Genomic DNA, 17,791 nt, shown 5'->3' with positions numbered 1-17,791 from the left:
GGTAAGAACTAAATTTGCACCATCCCCTTAATTTTACAGATAGAATGCTAAAAAAATATTTCAGAAAACTAGAAAGTATTATTGCTTTGGCGCAATCCTTAATGACACCAAAGCAATTTATTTTTTTGTCAAGTGTTTTAATTGGTATATCTTGTTCGTTGGCAGTAATCGTTTTAAAAACTTTTGCCCATAGCGTTTTTTCTTTCGCTACATATATTAACAGCATTTTAAAACTGAGTTTCATCCCCAGTCTTTTCCCAATTATTGGAATTTTACTTACTGTTTTTGTTGTAAATAGAATATTAAACGGAAGCATTGAAAAAGGAACTTCTCAAATATTATATGCTGTAGCTAAAAAAGCGAGTATCATTCCTAAAAAACAAATGTATGCTCAAATTGTAACCAGCTCGCTAACAGTAGGTTTAGGAGGTTCTGCCGGCCTTGAAAGCCCAATTGTAATTACAGGAGCAGCTTTTGGATCAAATTTCGCACAAAATTATAAATTGCCTTATAAAGACAGAACTTTACTTATTGGCTGTGGTGTAGCAGCAGGAATTTCGGCCGCTTTTAATGCCCCGATTGCCGGAGTTCTTTTTGCTATCGAAGTTTTATTGGTGGATGTAAGTATTTCTGCCTTCACTCCTATTATGATTTCTGCTGCTACAGGTGCTTTGGTCTCTGCAATTCTATTGGATGAAACCATTTTATTGTCTTTTAAAAAACAAGAAGTTTTTAATTATCATAATATTCCTTTTTATGTACTTTTAGGTATATTAACCGGTTTTATGGCTGTTTATTATGCACGAAACTTTCAAAGAGTTGAGCATTATTTTTCAAAATTAAAAATGGATCCTTACAAAAAGGCTTTATTTGGCTCATCGCTCCTGGCATTACTCATTTTTGTCTTTCCTACCCTTTTTGGAGAAGGTTATGAAAGCATTAAGACTTTATCTGAAACTGATCCGGGCAAACTATTAGATAATACCTTATTTGGAGATTTCAGGAACAATCAATGGATTCTACTTCTTTTTGTAGGATGTGCGATGATGATTAAAGTTTTTGCTTCGGGGCTTACAATTGGAAGTGGCGGGAATGGAGGAAATTTTGCCCCGTCTTTGTTTTTAGGTTCTTATTTGGGTTATTTCTTTTCAAAATTTATTACTCTCATTGGTTTATCAAAACTGCCTATTACTAATTTCACCATGGTTGGAATGGCAGGTATTTTGAGCGGGTTGTTTCATGCTCCTTTGACCGCTATTTTCTTAATAGCAGAAATAACAGGTGGTTATAGCTTAATGATTCCGCTGATGATTGTGTCTTCGATAAGTTTTGCAATTTCTAAACGTTTTGAGAAATATTCACTTGATGTGAAAGGCCTTGCTAAAAAAGGCCACGCGTTTACAAGTAATAAGGATTCCAATATTTTATCCACTTTAGATATTGACACTATTATTCAATGTGATTATTTAACTGTTCATCCTGATGAATATCTAAGTAAATTAGTAGATCTTATTTCACATTCAAATCAAGTTGTTTTTGCTGTTGTTTCAAATGAGAAAGAACTTCTTGGTATTGTTCATTTTAATGACATCCGAGAGATTATTTTTAATACTTACCGGGTAAAATACACTTTGATTAAAGATGTTATGAAAACACCACCAGTTACAATTTCTTCCTTTGACAGTATGGAAATTGTGATGAGCAAATTCGAAAAATCTAAAACTGCTTTTCTTCCTGTAGTCCAAAATGGAAAATATTACGGATTCATCTCCAAATCAATAGCCCTTGAAGCCTATAGAACTAAACTTCGTTCAATGACAATTGAATAATATTAATATCGGATAGATTTATTTTTTTGTTTATCCGATAATAAGGAGTATCTTTGTTGAGTAATGTGGAATATAGACTTAACATATAGAACTGAATTTCAATCAACTTTCGATAGATTGTACCAAAAAAAGCTTGATTTGCAAAACAGCAGACCATTGCCAAATATTGCTTTGCATAAAATCCGCGAGAGTCTATCCTTAGAATGGACGTACAATTCAAACAGTATTGAAGGAAATACGATGAGTTTACGAGAGACCCAAATGGTTATTCAGGAAGGAATTACTATTAAAGGAAAATCGCTTCGGGAACATTTTGAAACTCACAACCACGATAAAGCAATTGACTATCTATATTCGATTGTAGATGATAGTTACAAACTTCGAAGCATTGATATTCTTTCGATTCACGGATTGGTTTTACGTTCTATTGAGGATGATTTTGCAGGTCGGTTACGAAATGGTGGCGTACGTATTTCCGGAGCAAATTTTATGCCTCCAAATGCCAATAAAGTTTCAGATTATTTAGATGAATTAATTGATTTTATCAATACCAATCCATTAGGTTTAAACGATATTGAACTGGCTACTATTTATCATCATAAGCTAGTCTGGATCCATCCATTCTTTGATGGAAATGGGCGAACTGTTCGTTTGAGTATGAATCTGTTATTAATGCGTTGTGGCTTTCCTCCTGCTATCATTCTTAAAAATGACAGAAAAAAATATTATGAAGCATTAAATCAGGCCAATAATGGCAATTATCAAAAATTAACGCTTTTGATGTGTCAGGCTTTGGAACGAACTTTAAATATTTATTTAAGTGCAATGCCTGGGACTGAATACGATTATCAGAAAATTTCAGACATTGTCAGTGAACCCGAAACTCCTTATGGTCAGGAATATGTTAGTTTATTAGCCCGAACCGGCAAAATAGATGCTTATAAAGAAGGCCGAAACTGGTACACAACCAAAGAAGCCATCGAAGAATATATGGCTACCAGAAAAAGAAAACGCTAACTAAAGTTGGCGTTTTTTGTTACAATTTTTAACATAAACTTCTATACTCTAGCATTAAAAGAACAAATCAAAGTGGTAACTTTGCGTTTTGCTCAAATTTATGTTAGAAAAAGACAATACTATTGAAGTTCTTGGTGCAAGAGTTCATAATCTAAAAAATATCGATATTTCTATTCCGCGTGAGAAACTTGTAGTCATTACAGGGCTTTCTGGTTCAGGAAAATCATCTTTGGCATTCGATACTATTTATGCCGAAGGACAACGTCGTTATGTAGAAACTTTTTCGGCTTATGCCAGACAGTTTCTTGGAGGTTTGGAGCGTCCGGATGTTGATAAAATTGACGGACTTTCGCCTGTAATTGCGATTGAACAAAAAACAACCAGTAAAAGTCCACGATCGACAGTAGGAACTATCACTGAAATATACGATTTCCTTAGACTTCTATACGCTCGTGGGGCAGACGCGTACAGTTACAACACAGGCGAGAAAATGGTTTCCTATTCTGATGAACAAATTAAGGATTTGATTATTCAGGATTTTAAGGGAAAACGAATTAATATTCTCGCGCCAATCATTCGTGCCAGAAAAGGACATTATGCCGAATTATTCCAACAAATTACCAAACAGGGATTTCTGAAAGTCCGTGTAAATGGCGAGGTTCAGGATTTGGTTTCAGGAATGAAACTGGATCGTTATAAAACGCATGATATCGAAATTGTAGTCGACAGAATGCTCATTGAAGATACACCTGACAATCAAAAAAGATTGGCAGAAAGTATTAATACTGCCATGCATCACGGCGAAGATGTCCTGATGATTTTGGATCAGGATACTGATGAAGTACGTTATTTCAGTAGAAATTTAATGTGTCCTTCAACCGGAATATCGTATCAAAATCCCGAACCGAATTTATTCTCATTCAATTCTCCAAAAGGGGCTTGTCCACATTGTAACGGATTGGGAACGGTTCACGAGATTAACATCAAGAAAATTATTCCAAATCCAAAATTATCCATTAAAGCTGGTGGTTTTGCTCCGCTTGGCGAATATAAATCTTCCTGGATCTTTAAGCAATTAGAAGTTATTGGAGAAAAATTTGGATTTAAAATTACAGATCCTATTGAAAAAATTCCGGAAGAAGCCATGACGATGATTTTGCATGGCGGAAAAGATAAGTTCGTTGTAAACTCAAAAAATCTTGGGGTTACCCGTGATTATAAAATTGATTTTGAAGGAATTTCTCATTTCATCAAAAATCAATATGACGAAAGCGCTTCAACAACCATAAAACGTTGGGCAAAAGACTTTATGGACGAAGTAAATTGTCCGGTTTGTGAAGGTTCCCGATTGAAAAAAGAAGCTCAGTTTTTTAGAGTCAATGGAAAAAACATCACCGAATTGTGTGATATGGATATCTCTGACTTAACAGCGTGGTTTCAGGATTTAAATAAACATTTATCAGACAAACAGCTTTTAATTGCTTCTGAAGTAGTCAAAGAAATCAAAGATCGTCTGAATTTTTTGATGAATGTTGGTTTGAATTATTTGGCTTTAAGCCGAAGTTCAAAATCACTTTCGGGCGGTGAAGCTCAACGTATACGTCTCGCTACCCAAATTGGTTCACAATTGGTTGGAGTTCTTTATATTTTGGATGAGCCGAGTATTGGTTTGCACCAAAGAGATAACGAAAAACTAATTCATTCTTTAGAGCAATTACGGGATATCGGAAATTCGGTTATTGTGGTTGAACATGATAAAGACATGATTGAACGTGCTGATTATGTGATCGATATTGGTCCAAAAGCGGGAAAATACGGAGGGGAAATCATCAGTATTGGAACGCCGGCTGAAACTTTAAAATCGAATACTATTACCGCTCAATATCTAAATGGTAAAATGAAACTGGAGATTCCAAAAGAGAGGCGTAAAGGAAATGGCAAATTTTTGAAACTTACCGGAGCAACTGGAAACAATCTTAAAAATGTTTCGATTGAATTGCCTTTGGGACAGTTGATTTGCGTTACGGGAGTTTCAGGAAGTGGAAAATCGACTTTAATAAACGAGACGCTTTACCCTATTTTGAACGCTTATTATTTTAATGGCGTGAAAAAACCACAGCCTTATAAAAAAATAGAAGGTTTAGAACATATTGATAAAGTAATTGATATTGACCAAAGTCCGATTGGGAGAACGCCACGTTCGAATCCGGCTACTTATACGGAGGTTTTTACCGAAATCAGAAACTTATTTACAATGACTTCCGAAAGTATGATTCGTGGTTATAAAGCAGGACGTTTTAGTTTTAATGTAAAAGGCGGACGTTGCGAAACCTGCGAAGGTTCAGGTGTTAGAACCATAGAAATGAACTTTTTACCGGACGTTTATGTAGAATGCGAAACTTGTCAGGGAAAACGTTTTAACAGAGAAACACTGGAAATTCGATACAAAGGAAAATCAATTTCGGATGTGTTGAACATGACGGTTGATGAAGCGGTTCCATTTTTTGAAAATATCCCGAAGATTTATAGAAAAGTAAAAACGATTCAGGATGTTGGTTTAGGATATATTACGCTTGGCCAGCAAAGTACAACACTTTCGGGTGGTGAAGCACAACGCATTAAACTGGCAGGAGAATTGTCTAAAAAGGATACCGGAAATACCTTTTATATTCTGGACGAGCCTACAACAGGCTTACATTTTGAAGACATTCGTGTTTTGATGGATGTGATTAATAAATTGGTTGATAAAGGAAATACAATCCTGGTTATCGAACATAATATGGATGTGATTAAACTTGCCGATTATATTATCGATATTGGTCCTGAGGGCGGAAAAGGCGGAGGAGAACTTATTGCAAAAGGGACTCCGGAAGAAGTTGCAAAAAGTAAAAAAAGCTATACGGCTAAGTTTTTGAAAAAGGAGTTGTCTTGATCCACAAAAATCATGTCTGAATACAACCAAAATCATAGAAAATTACAATTCTCCTATTATCTAAACCCAGATGTTCTTTTTCTGGCGAAAGATCTATTAGGTAAAGTACTTTTTACTCAAATAAACGGAGAAGTAACAGCAGGTGTAATTATAGAAACTGAAGCCTATTTTGGAGTAAAGGATAAAGCTTCACACGCTTATGGCGGAAGGCGTACTAACAGAACCGAAACGTTGTACAGTGAAGGAGGCGTTTCCTATGTTTATTTATGTTATGGAATTCATCATCTCTTTAATGTTGTCAGTTCTGTGGGAGGTGAACCTCATGCTGTATTGATACGAGGTATTGAACCACTAATAGGAAAAGATATTATGGAACTCAGACGTAATATGCCTGCTAGTAAGGCCGCCATTTCATCTGGTCCCGGATCTGCAGCTAAAGCATTGGGAATTGATCGTTCCTTTAACCAAAAAGATTTAACGGGAGAGGAAATCTGGATTGAGGATCACGGTATTCGATATAATGCAGACGAGATTGTTTCAACACCGCGTGTTGGTGTAGCATACGCACAGGAAGACGCACTTTTACCGTGGCGATTTTTTATTAAAGGCAACAAGTATGTAAGTAAACCTAACAAAATATAAACCTAAAATTAGAAAAACTAAACGAGCTGTTGCGCCAAATCATTTTTACTTTGTGGGCACAGAATGCAATTCTGCGCAATCGTTATGTATTTCTATCTGGTCGGGTTGCACTTTATGTATGTGATGTAAATCAGAATCTTGTCATAATCTTACTCGGTTCTTTTCAGTCCTCATTTTTATTTTTTTTATTTTTCTCTCAATATTGTAAACGCCCTATCTTCTTTTGTGAAGCCAATTTTTGGATAATATTCCATTGCAGTTGGTACTGAAAGCAATAATATCATAGATTCTTCTCCAAGTTTTTCCTTAGTTAAACAGACTAGCTTTTTACCAATACCAAATTTTTGATAGTCAGGGTGAATTGCCAGATCTGCCAGATAACAACTCCAAGCCCAATCTGTAATTGAGCGGGAAACTCCAACTAATATGTCATTGTCCCAGGCTGTAACAACCAAATTTGAATTATCATACATTTTCTGAATTCTTAGTTTATCCATCGTAGGACGAGGCAAGCCGGATTTTTCATAAAGTTCTATTATTTGCCCCGTTGTTGGGATGATGTCGAATTTATACTTTATCTCTGAGTTCATAAATCATAATTTATTTTAGTTTTTTTGTCATATTTAACTATTAATCGTTTTCATCTGGTTCATCTTTAATAACATCTCTGCACCAATCTGAATTCAGATCGTTTCTGTCCGCAAATTCACCATAGTCCAAATCAAACAATTCATTCAGGCTTTTGTCCATCTTGACCATTTCTTCTAAACAAACTAGCACTACATTCTTTTCGGCATTTTCCATTTCCTCTTCTGTTTCGATATTTAAAAACTCTTCTGTTAAAAATTGCCAATCACCGTCAAACTCATGAACGACACGAAGAATAGGCTTATCTAATTCAAGCCATTGTTTTGTTGTGAAGATTCCTAAATTCTTTTCTTCCCTAAATTTAAACTCTCCATTTCTGTCAAGTAAAGGCTGTCGCCATTTAAATTCTTTCTCATATTCTTTTTCCCACGGTAATTTATCATTCCGGTCGGCCCAAACAAGCTGTAATGCAGGGAAATCTTCAGTGTTATAAAAGTTTATGGCATTTCCAAAATAATTGTCAATATTTCGGCTGTCAACTTTTATGAATTCCGTTTTGCTATTCTCAAAAAAGTCATCATATGTCTTATTAACTTCAAGCCGTTGTCCTGACCTGACTATTTCTGCTGCGTCGTTTAATACTAAATGCAAAGTTTCAGCAGTCAGTCCAAACGAAATAAGCTCAGGATGTTTATAGTTTTTCCAAAGTCCAACTGTGTAAGCAAAAGAAGGCAAATAGTCAGTTGACGGTATTAATAGCTGTCCATCCAAAATTTTTAATGTCTGTCGAAAGTTTGTCTTCGTTAAAATGTTTATGTTCTTGTTTGTTTATCATACTATCATATTGTCAAACTGATGTTGTGTGCTGGATTATTCACCTTTTAAAAGTCAAGTGATATTTTGGCTTATTATTTCACGTTTATCTTCAAATACCTGGTGTGAACAATTTGGAATTACACAAAATTGACTGTTTTTAATTGCATTATGAATTTCATTGTAAGTCCCGTTCATTTTGTTATTCTGCGGTTATGTTCCTGTCAATGTTCTGGTATCCGTTGTAGCTGTTATAACCAGTTTTATTAATTTTCAAAATTTCTATTTCCAAAACTTCCACCAACTTTTTGTTTTTTATAGTTTTTCAGGTTCTACGCAATCGTTGTGTATATCTGCGTGATCGGAAGATGGCTTTTATATTTTATTATTTTCGTCTTTCTTTACTGCTAATTCTTTTTGCTCTTTCGCAACTTCTTCGACCCAATCTTTTTTATTTGAATCGTTAATTGCTAAATCATAATATTTTATTGCTTCATCAAAATTTCCAATTCTTCTTTCCATTTCAGCAATTAAATAATTAATATTTGCTATTACTGATTTGTCTTCATATTCATTTTTATCTAAAGCAGTAATCAAATTATCTTTAGCTTTTGATTGGAGTTCTTTTCTAAATTCAACTTGTTTATCATTGCTACGTAATAAATACGAACCTGTAACATAGCAAAAGGCAATTTCTTTGTTTGATTTTTTTTGTAATTCCTTGATTTCGCCTGCAATCAAACATTGTTTTGCATCATCAATTTTCGTGTTATCAAATTTTGTTAGATATTCTTTAATTTTAATCTTTTCTTCTCCATTGATTTTTTCTTTGAAGTCATCGATATAACCTGAAAAATGACATTTTGGACAAGTGTTTATTAGCTCTTCGTAATGCTCTCCAATTGCACCTTGCTTTTGAAAATCTTTAAAAGAGCCAAAAGTTGTCATGCTCATTGTTACACAAAATGTTACGTTTTTCCCATCTATTGGACATTTTACCGTTTCATTTTCACAAGTATGCGCATTTGCAAAATTTTGTCCCACTAAAAAGATTATTACGATTAAAATTATTTTTTTCATATTTATTTGATATTATTAAGGGTGTCTGTTTTTTAAGATATCTGCCAACGTTCTGAGTACTACAGCAGGTTTAGGATTAAATTAAACCCTATTTTTGGATTTGCCTAAACATCCAAATACAAGACCATTTTTAAATTAAGCCAAATACCCAAATCTCTTGTAGCAAGTGTTACCAGCTGGTTTTATTATTTCACACTTTTGTCTTTTCAGTTTCAGTCAATTCATTTTCAGTAACATTTTTCAATAAATAAATATCGATTAGAATAAATATGGATATTGAAAAGTTAATCAAAATTAGAGGCGTAAAGCCTATATCTAAATCAATAATCTTCATAAAGATTGAAATGAACCAAATAATAAAAAGATGCAAGTTAAAAATTCCTAAAAAAATATAGAAAAAATTATTCTTCAACTTCAGCTTATTTTTCTTTCTAAAAAACGTAAGACGTAAGAATATTAGAATAAGTCCTATTCCAAGTCCAAAGAATGTTCCAGTTATAAAATTAAAGTAAAGTGTAAGTTTACTGAAAGAATATTGCAAAGAATCATAATAATCAAAGAAATTGTATAAAACCCAAACATATATTAGCAATAATGAGAAAATTATATTTTTGAAAAGTTGTAGTTTATTCATAAGTTATTAAATTCTTCGTTTTTTTTCAAACTTACTGGTAACTTCTTGGCACTACAGCGGGTTTGGGACTAAATTAAGCCCATTATTCCGATTTGCCAAATCATCCCAAATACAAAACCACTTCCCATTAAACCAATTGCGCAAATCCGTTGTAGTAGCTGTTAGCAGAAGTTTTTATTAATTTAATTTTTCAATTATTAATCTATCAGAGTTGATATAAAAGATATTGTTTTCATGAAATGAATATGGTGTTCCAATATCGCGACCATAAAGAGAGATTTGCTCTGCGGTTTTGATATTATAACTTTCAATTCTATCATAAAAGATTAATAAAATTGAGTTATTATCCAATAAAATTAAATTTTGTGGGACGGAACTTTCCTTAGGGAAATATACATTAAATATTATAGCGTTTTCAAATTCATGCTCTGACAATTCTCTTATTATAATTTGTATTTTTCCAAAATCTAATGAACGAAAATATGCTATTTTAGTTCCTGTTTCATTAAATACATAATTTGTACCCCACTCATCAATTCGATATGAAAAAATAAGATTTGGTATTTCCAAGTTGTCCATTTCTAAAACAGTATGTTTCCCACGAGGTATTTCTCCATCTTTGTCAAAAAAAACTAATCCTAAAAGATTTTTATTTGGTAATGTAAAGATTGAATATCTCCTGTCAATATTGTGAATCCAATAAAAATCATCCTCTTCAAATCGATCATCGAAAAAATCTGATAAGTCAATTATATCATAAGTTTTTATATCTAGAAAAAGAAAATCTTCATTTATAGTATATTTTTTTAAAAAATGACATTTATCAAATGACTTTGCTTCGAAATCTTGACTTCTATTTACTATTTTCCCTTCGAAATCAATTTTTATATGCCAAATTTCTTCGTTTTTTTCAAAATTATTAAATCTTGCTTTTAAATAAAAAAACTCTAAATTTCCGAAAATATAAAATTCAAATATTTGATTTACAGCAATTTGAAATTCATTCCGAATACTTTTATATTTAATATGCTTGTTTGCCTGAAAATTACTTCCAGAAAATAAAAATGGTTCATCAAAAATAATTTTTTTTTTTGATTTATTAGAAAAATCCACTATTTCAATAAATAATTCATAAAATGGATCAACCTTAAGTAAAGCAAGTTTTTTAGAATTTGGAATAAACTGTATCTTCAGAATATTTTCGTAAGAGATGCTGATATTCTCGGTCAAATTATAAGAAGATAACTCCATAATTGTATAAATGCTTTTTTAAATTCTCCTTTTTTGAGTAAAATTTCTGCTAACGTTCCGCGGCTTGGCGCAGTAGCGGCTGAGTGAACGATTATTTTCTTGCTAAGATAAGATTCCCTTGCGGAAAATCGAACATGTGGTTTAAGACAAAAGTAGCTATTGTGCCAAACCGCTGTTAGCAGTAGTTCTATTATTTTATTTTAATTTCTTTTAAAAAATTGTCCCAATTTGATTTCTCTATAATTTCTGATGATTGGTAACCACCTTGAAATACAATTACTTTATTTTTTAACTTAATCGTATCTGCAAAGTATTGATTAGTTATTTTATTTCCTTGGTAAAAATTAATCAATAAGTTGGATTTAGAATTTGGACAATAGGCAGTCTTTTCAGAATTATTAAAAAGGTTTTTAAATTTTTCAATTTGAATTTTATTCGCCACAGAATATTTTTCAATAGAGTCAAATGCAGAATCATCACGAGAGTATTCGTGTTGGTGTGCTTTTTTTATTAAGAAAGTGATTTTCGTACTGTAATTTAATGCTTCTGAAAATTTCTTGTCTCTTTTCGGATGATAAACTTTCTCTTTCTTTTCAGTACAGTTACTGAGTGCTAATTGAATTATAACTAACAAGATTATTTTTCTCATGTCGATTCGTGTTAGGAATTACTGCTAACTTGTATATACCTGACGACATCCGACTTATCACTCCTAAATTGGGTGGCTATGTCTGACAAATGTCAGATTTTATTGTTGGTCAAATATATGACAATTTCCTGTTAATTATTAATTAGAGTATTAATTTGTCTAATACTTTGTAGTAAGAAATTGTAGTTTTAATAGTTTTTAGCACACATGATTTATGTGTTTCAAAACACTAACATAAAATTAGTAATGCACAAACATTCTTATGAAACCTAAAGCCCTAGCCCTGATAGAAGCGGCATCCTTTTTCCGGCTTCTTTAGCCGGGAAAAGATAACAGCGGATAGCAGGAATCAGCTCCTAATGCTAAAAACTAAAAATTCATAAACAGAAAAAAGCTGCTCCGGGGCAAATAGAGCAGCTTTTCACAACTAAACCAAACTCAAACTATTTGATTGCCGGTATTCCCTGATGAGTAGGGATCACTTGTTTTATGGTTCCGTCCGGGTTAAACTCTAATTTATCGATACAAACTTCGCGGTGAAAACCTCCGGCCTCACCCATTTTTATTCCGGTTGGATACGAAAATCTGTGATACGTGATGTACCATTCGTCTTTGTTCGGGATTTGCAATACAGAGTTATGTCCTGTTGCATAAATTCCCTGATCGGGGATTCCCTGAATTACAATATTGTTTTCCGGAATTTCAATTGGTCCCAAAGGCGATTTTGAAGTTCCATATCGTACTTTATAATTAGGGCTTCTGGTGTCGTCTTCACTCCACATGAAATAATAGGTTCCTTTTCTGTATATGATGTATGTTCCCTCACGGAAAGTTTTATCTATGGTAATTAATTTTGTGCTTCCTTTAAACGAAACCATATCCGTATTTAATTCGGCTACGGCCATATAATTATTACCCCAGTACAAATAGCTTTTACCGGTTTTAGGATCTGTAAAAACGTCCGGGTCAATTTCCTGCCCTCCTTTTACGCCTTCCGGTCTGGCTGCTACCAAAGCTTTTCCACTGTCTTTAAATGGTCCTGTTGGATTATCAGATACGGCAACACCTATTTTTTGTGCAGCAGTGAAATAATAAAAATACTTGTATTTGCCTTTTATCTTTTTCTCTACGATACAAGGCGCCCAGGCATTTCTGTTTGCCCAGCTCACATCTTTTTTAAGATCTAAAATTACACCTTCGTCTTTCCAGTCTTTTAAATTATCAGAAGAAAAGGTTTTGAAATAATAACCTGACCAGCCATCAAATCCATCGCTGGTTGGGTAGATGTAATATTTTTTTGTTTTGTTGGAATATAAAATATCGGGATCTGCGTAATATCCTTCCAGAACCGGGTTGTTATTTACTTTTGGAAATTTCGCCGGCATTCCCCATTTTGTTGTAATTCTTTTTAGTTCAGAACGTGTTATTGGCAGAATCGTTCCGTGACGCGGATTAAAATCCATTGAAATATCATTGTCGATAACGGTGAAATTTTCTAAATCCTTCGTTTTTGTAAATTGATATCTCCCTTTTGTATAAACATCATACATCAAAATATAATCATCTGAATTATTTAGTTTAAAAATACCGGAACCTTCAACTCCATCTTTGGTCTGTTGCAGGTAATTATCATTTTCTGTCCATTTTCCGGATGTTAAATCGGTTGTTGTGGCTACTTTTATTCCCGGGCTTTCAGTTTCAGTTTTGTAGAAAAGATGATAAACGCCATCTTTTTCAATAATATCGCCGTCAATACAAGCTTTTTCGGATTTAGGAACGAAAAGTAATTTTGGAGCACTTTCCAGAGCTGTAAAATCTTTATTCGCATAAGCGTAGTAAATTTTATCAGGACCTCCGGCATGCTGCAGGCTAAAATAAATCATATACTTACCGGCTTTGGCATCGTAAATGGTTTGTGGTGCCCAAACTCTTTTCAGGTTTTCGTTTCCGGGATATGTGGTCTGAATATTTACAACACTGCTTTGCCATTTTATCAGGTCAGTACTTTTTAGTAAAATCATGGCGCGATTACTGTCCCATCCTTTTGATGAAGTCATATCGGTCAATACCATGTAAAATGTTTTTCCGTCGTCTCCACGCAAAATATGCGGATCCCGAACGCCGCCTGTAGAACTGATTACTTTGCTGTCAATAACCGGTTTGTTATTGTTAAGGTGATAATAATGATATCCGTCTGCACTGACAGCATATCGAACTGCTTCATCCTCAACAGCATTTCCTGTGAAATAGACAAATAAATAGGCTGTTAAATCTTTGTCTGCAATAACCGGCGGGATTCCCTTTGTGTTGTTCTGGGCCTGTAAACCATTAAGGAGCATCAAAAATAATACGAGGGCTAGATATATTTTTCTCATTATTTTTTGCTTTTAATTTTATACAAAACTGAACTGTGAGGTTTCAATACTGATGAGATTTCGCCTGACGAAACATTCGATTTTTCTCCTGTCCATAAATTGGTCAATTCTACTTTTCCTGAAAGATTAAGGTCTGAAAGATTTACAACTACTTTTTCTGAATTTGCATCCGAAATATTGAACAAAGCCAGATAAACACTACCGTCTTTTGCATTTTTTGAAGTCACGGCTATTTTTCCGTCTTTCTGAAAAAGCTGTTTTACGGCAGTGCTTTCGTTATGCATTTTTACGACTTCTTTGTTCGTTAATAATGATAATGTAAAAGCATCGTTACTTGGTAAATCCCCTCCAAAAAACAATGGTGATTTGAAGATATTAAAGAACGTTATCAGCGTGTATTGCTCGTCTTTGGTTAAACGTGACATTCTGTCTTCGCCACGTTCTCCTCTTAATGAAATTCTTCCTAACGGAATCATATCGCAGTCCGGCCATGTTCCCGGAGCGATATACGGATACCATTTTTGAGCAACATCCATCAAGTGTGTAACGTGTGGCCAGGTATCCCAGACATCATCAACCATTCTCCACATATTGGCATGCTCAGTTACGTGTGATGCTGCAGAAATTGGAGTTTCCCCAGGTGATGTGCTTAAAACAATTTTACGTCCGCATTTATCAATTGCATTTCTGATCAGGTTGATTTCGCCTTCGTGATACGGTCTTGATAAATCATCTATTTTAATAAAATCTATTCCCCATTTTGCATAAAGCTCAAACAAAGAGTCGTAATATTCCTGCGCTCCCGGTTTGTCTGCAACAACGGTATAATTGTCTTTCAGCCATTCGCATTGCAAAGCTGTGGTATATATTTGGTCGGCAGTGATTCCGTTGGCGCCTTTAATCGGCATTTTGTCTTCTACTGCTTTTTTAGGAATTCCGCGCATGATATGGATTCCGAATTTTAATCCTTTTTTATGGATGTAATCTGCTAAAGGTTTAAATCCCTGTCCGTCTTTTGCAGATGGAAAACGGTTTAAAGCGGGCTGATATCTTCCATATTGATCAATTACATAACGAGGATCTTTTTGATTATAACCTCCTGCTTTATCATTTTCTACAAACCATCTGATGTCAACAACAATATATTCCCAACCGAATTTTTTAAGGTTTTTTACCATATAATCGGCGTTGGCTTTTACTTCGTGTTCTTCCACCGTAGAACCATAACAATCCCAGCTGTTCCAGCCCATTGGCGGTGTTTGTGCCCATCGCTTAAACTCTCCGTTTTTAAAAGTCTTCGTTTGGGCATTAGAAGAAACTGATACCAAAACAATTCCTAAAGCAAGAGCAATTTTATTTTTTATTCTCATTTTAATCTGAATAACGTTAATAAATGTAAATACTACACTTCAAATATAATAAACTTTACTTTATTAAATACAATTAACCTGTCAGCAAAACTATAAGGCAGACAGGCTAATTGGCAATTTAAAAAACTAACCAAAATTTTTTATTTATAAAAACTGCTTATTTCACATTTACAGTAACTTCAACCGGTTTTAACCACTGGCTTGTAAACGTAACTTTTATTGGTTCTGATGAATTTCCATTTGCCTGAATATAAGCTGCAATGTGACCATGGAAAACTCTCTGAACGTTATCTGTATAATCTGTCATGTCACTGTTGTTTCCTGCTTCAAGCCCTAACAATGTTCCCGGACCAGTAATAGTACAGGTAACTTCATTATCTGAAAGCATTACCGGCAGGCCATTTTGATCTTTCACCTGAACCATAATTTTGGCAACACCTTTGTCTTTTGCAATCGTGATGTCTTTATCTGCAATTGTTAATTCAACCGGCTGTTGCGTTGATGTAATTGCATAACGGCTCACTTCTTTATCATTGGCATCTAAACCAATTGCTTCTAATTTACCTGCAGCAAAAGGAATATCCCAGTAAATAATTCCGGTTTTTTCGTCATATAATTTAGTTTCTCCTACTACTTTTCCGTTTAATTCCAAACGTGCTTTTGCAGCATTGGTGTAACAAACCACACGAATTTTTTCTCCTTGTTCGTAATTCCAGATTGCCCACGCATCTTTAGAAACATCTTTTTCATTTTTCAAGGGATATGTTCCCAAATATGCCATTGGTTTATCTGACCATAATGACTGACGGAAATATCCTCTTGGCTTGATTACTCCGGCAAAATCAACTAATCCTGAATAAAATCCTCTTGAAGGCCATCTTCCTGATTCTCCCAGATAATCAATCCCTGTCCATAAAAACTGTCCAAAAATATGCTTGTTGTTTTTTACAGCTAGCCAAGGTTCCATATCATGAACATTTTCACTTCCAAAAATTACTCTGTTTGGGTATTTTTCGTGATCTGATTTGTATTTGCTTTCTGTATAATTGTATCCTGTAATATCTAAAGCTCCCGGATATTCTGTTTCGTTAGACATTGCAACTCCGGCTAAACCAGCGGTAGTCGGACGGGATTTATCATATTTTTTAACTGCTGCAACCAAACGTTTTGCAATCGCTCCAAGACGCATAGCATCCGGTGCATCTTTTTTGTAGCCTCCGTAAGCAGCTTGTCCAAAACCTTCTTTTCCTTTGTCTAAAACAGGGTGAGAATATGGATCATTTGGGTAATCTACTTCGTTACCAATACTCCATCCGAATACGGAAAGGTGGTTTCTGTCACGGCGTACAAAATCTTCCAGATCTTTTTCTCCCCAATTTGCAAAAATATCAAATGATCCTTCAAATCCCGGAGTTCCGTAATTCCAACCTTCTAACCATTTACGTTTAGGAAATTCCCATTCGTCATAAGCCTCATTCAATACCAATAATCCTAATTCGTCGCAAAGCTCATAAAAGTCCGGAGCCTGTGGATTATGACTTGTACGGATTGCGTTTACTCCAATTTCTTTAAGTGTTTTTAATCTTGTCTTCCAAACTTCGCGTGGTACGGCAGAACCTAAAACCCCTGCATCGTGATGTAAACAAACCCCTTTCATTTTCATCCATTTTCCGTTAAGGGCAAAACCATTATTCGGGTCAAATGTGAAATTTCTGAAACCGGTCTGTGTAACTGTTTTATCGATTTCTTTTCCGCTTTTTAAAACAGTTGTTTTAAGCTGGTATAAGTTTGGATTGTCTAAATCCCATAATTTAGGATTACTCACATTCATTTTAACCGAAATTTTTCCGCTTTGATTCGCCGCAACATCAATTTTGCTGGTCGATTTTGCAACTGATTTTCCGTCTTTTGCAATTAATTCATTTACAACGGTAAGACTTGTTTTTGCTGCGGAACCATTTTCTACATCAACTTCAACATTTAAAGTTCCGTTGCCTTTATTCATTTCCGGATAAGCATAAACTCCCCATTGTGCAATATGAACCGGGTTTGCATAAACTAACCAGACATTTCTGTAAATTCCTGAACCTGAGTACCATCTTGAATCAGCACTCTGACTGTGATCTACACGAACTGAAATGGTATTTTCTCCTCCGTATTTCACGTATGGTGTTGCATCATAAGCAAAAGAAATATATCCGTTTGGACGTTTTCCTAATGAATGCCCATTGATAAAAACTTCACTTCTGTTATAAACTCCTTCAAAATATAAATATACTTTTTCACCGCTTTTGCTTTGAGGAACATTAATTGATTTTCTGTACCATGCAATTCCACCGGGCAAATAACCTGTACAACTCGCTAATGTTGGGCTTAACTGTCCTTTTACGCTCCAGTCATGCGGTACATTTACCGACTGCCACTTGCTGTCGTCATAGGTGGCGGTTTGAGCTTCCGGAGTATCCTGAAGGTTAAACTTCCAGTTATCATTGATCTTTTTTGAATCTCCAAACGATATCTGGCTAAAAGCTGACAGGCAAGAGAAAATAAAAATGGGTAATAAGATTTTTTTAGTGATCACTATGTATAGTTTTTTGTTAATTAATTCAAG

General features: G+C 34.4%; 12 protein-coding genes. 4 read left to right on the top strand and 8 right to left on the bottom strand.

Annotation, left to right across the window (positions count from 1 at the left end):
- Positions 1 to 44: 44 nt before the first annotated feature.
- The 4 genes from ACEN92_RS02560 to ACEN92_RS02545 all read left to right on the top strand — a co-directional run bounded on the left by ACEN92_RS02560 (position 45) and on the right by ACEN92_RS02545 (position 6,420).
- Positions 45 to 1,829 carry a chloride channel protein gene (locus tag ACEN92_RS02560; protein WP_495640805.1) on the top strand — a complete coding sequence of 595 codons (1,785 nt, stop codon included), beginning with the start codon at positions 45 to 47 and terminating at the stop codon, positions 1,827 to 1,829.
- A gap of 63 nt (positions 1,830 to 1,892) precedes the next feature.
- Positions 1,893 to 2,846, top strand: a complete 954-nt coding sequence (locus ACEN92_RS02555; protein WP_495640804.1) for a Fic family protein — start codon at positions 1,893 to 1,895, stop codon at positions 2,844 to 2,846.
- 100 nt (positions 2,847 to 2,946) lie between these two features.
- Positions 2,947 to 5,778 carry an excinuclease ABC subunit UvrA gene (uvrA, locus tag ACEN92_RS02550; protein ID WP_495640803.1) on the top strand — a complete coding sequence of 944 codons (2,832 nt, stop codon included), beginning with the start codon at positions 2,947 to 2,949 and terminating at the stop codon, positions 5,776 to 5,778.
- Between the two features lie 12 nt (positions 5,779 to 5,790).
- Positions 5,791 to 6,420, top strand: coding sequence for a DNA-3-methyladenine glycosylase (locus tag ACEN92_RS02545; protein ID WP_495640802.1), 630 nt, complete (start codon positions 5,791 to 5,793; stop codon positions 6,418 to 6,420).
- Positions 6,421 to 6,605: 185 nt separating this feature from the next.
- Here the strand turns inward: ACEN92_RS02545 and ACEN92_RS02540 are convergent, their stop codons facing one another.
- The 8 genes from ACEN92_RS02540 to ACEN92_RS02505 form a co-directional block, all read right to left on the bottom strand.
- Positions 6,606 to 7,010, bottom strand: a complete 405-nt coding sequence (locus ACEN92_RS02540; RefSeq protein WP_495640801.1) for a GNAT family N-acetyltransferase — start codon at positions 7,008 to 7,010, stop codon at positions 6,606 to 6,608.
- A gap of 40 nt (positions 7,011 to 7,050) precedes the next feature.
- The gene (locus ACEN92_RS02535) at positions 7,051 to 7,779 is read right to left on the bottom strand and encodes a DUF4262 domain-containing protein (RefSeq protein WP_495640800.1); all 729 of its coding nucleotides are present in this window, start codon (positions 7,777 to 7,779) and stop codon (positions 7,051 to 7,053) included.
- A gap of 417 nt (positions 7,780 to 8,196) precedes the next feature.
- Positions 8,197 to 8,901 (bottom strand): DUF2225 domain-containing protein, encoded by a 705-nt coding sequence (locus ACEN92_RS02530; RefSeq protein WP_495640799.1) that lies wholly within the window; start codon positions 8,899 to 8,901, stop codon positions 8,197 to 8,199.
- Positions 8,902 to 9,712: 811 nt separating this feature from the next.
- Positions 9,713 to 10,786: a hypothetical protein gene (locus ACEN92_RS02525; RefSeq protein WP_495640798.1), complete on the bottom strand. Its 1,074-nt coding sequence runs from the start codon at positions 10,784 to 10,786 to the stop codon at positions 9,713 to 9,715.
- Positions 10,787 to 10,976: 190 nt separating this feature from the next.
- Positions 10,977 to 11,435, bottom strand: coding sequence for a hypothetical protein (locus tag ACEN92_RS02520; RefSeq protein WP_495640797.1), 459 nt, complete (start codon positions 11,433 to 11,435; stop codon positions 10,977 to 10,979).
- 443 nt (positions 11,436 to 11,878) lie between these two features.
- Positions 11,879 to 13,810 carry a glycoside hydrolase family 43 protein gene (locus ACEN92_RS02515; RefSeq protein WP_495640796.1) on the bottom strand — a complete coding sequence of 644 codons (1,932 nt, stop codon included), beginning with the start codon at positions 13,808 to 13,810 and terminating at the stop codon, positions 11,879 to 11,881.
- Complete coding sequence (locus tag ACEN92_RS02510; protein WP_495640795.1) at positions 13,810 to 15,180, bottom strand: glycoside hydrolase family 27 protein; 1,371 nt, start codon at positions 15,178 to 15,180, stop codon at positions 13,810 to 13,812. The genes ACEN92_RS02515 and ACEN92_RS02510 overlap by 1 nt, the downstream gene beginning before the upstream one ends.
- Positions 15,181 to 15,337: 157 nt before the next feature.
- Entirely contained in the window at positions 15,338 to 17,761 is a 2,424-nt protein-coding gene (locus ACEN92_RS02505; protein ID WP_495640794.1) for a glycoside hydrolase family 2 TIM barrel-domain containing protein, read from the bottom strand.
- Positions 17,762 to 17,791 lie beyond the last annotated feature (30 nt).

Source organism: Flavobacterium sp. Flavsp81 (assembly GCF_059491325.1).
The sequence above is the reverse complement of the archived record's forward strand: the minus strand, read 5'-3'. Positions and strand labels throughout refer to the sequence as shown.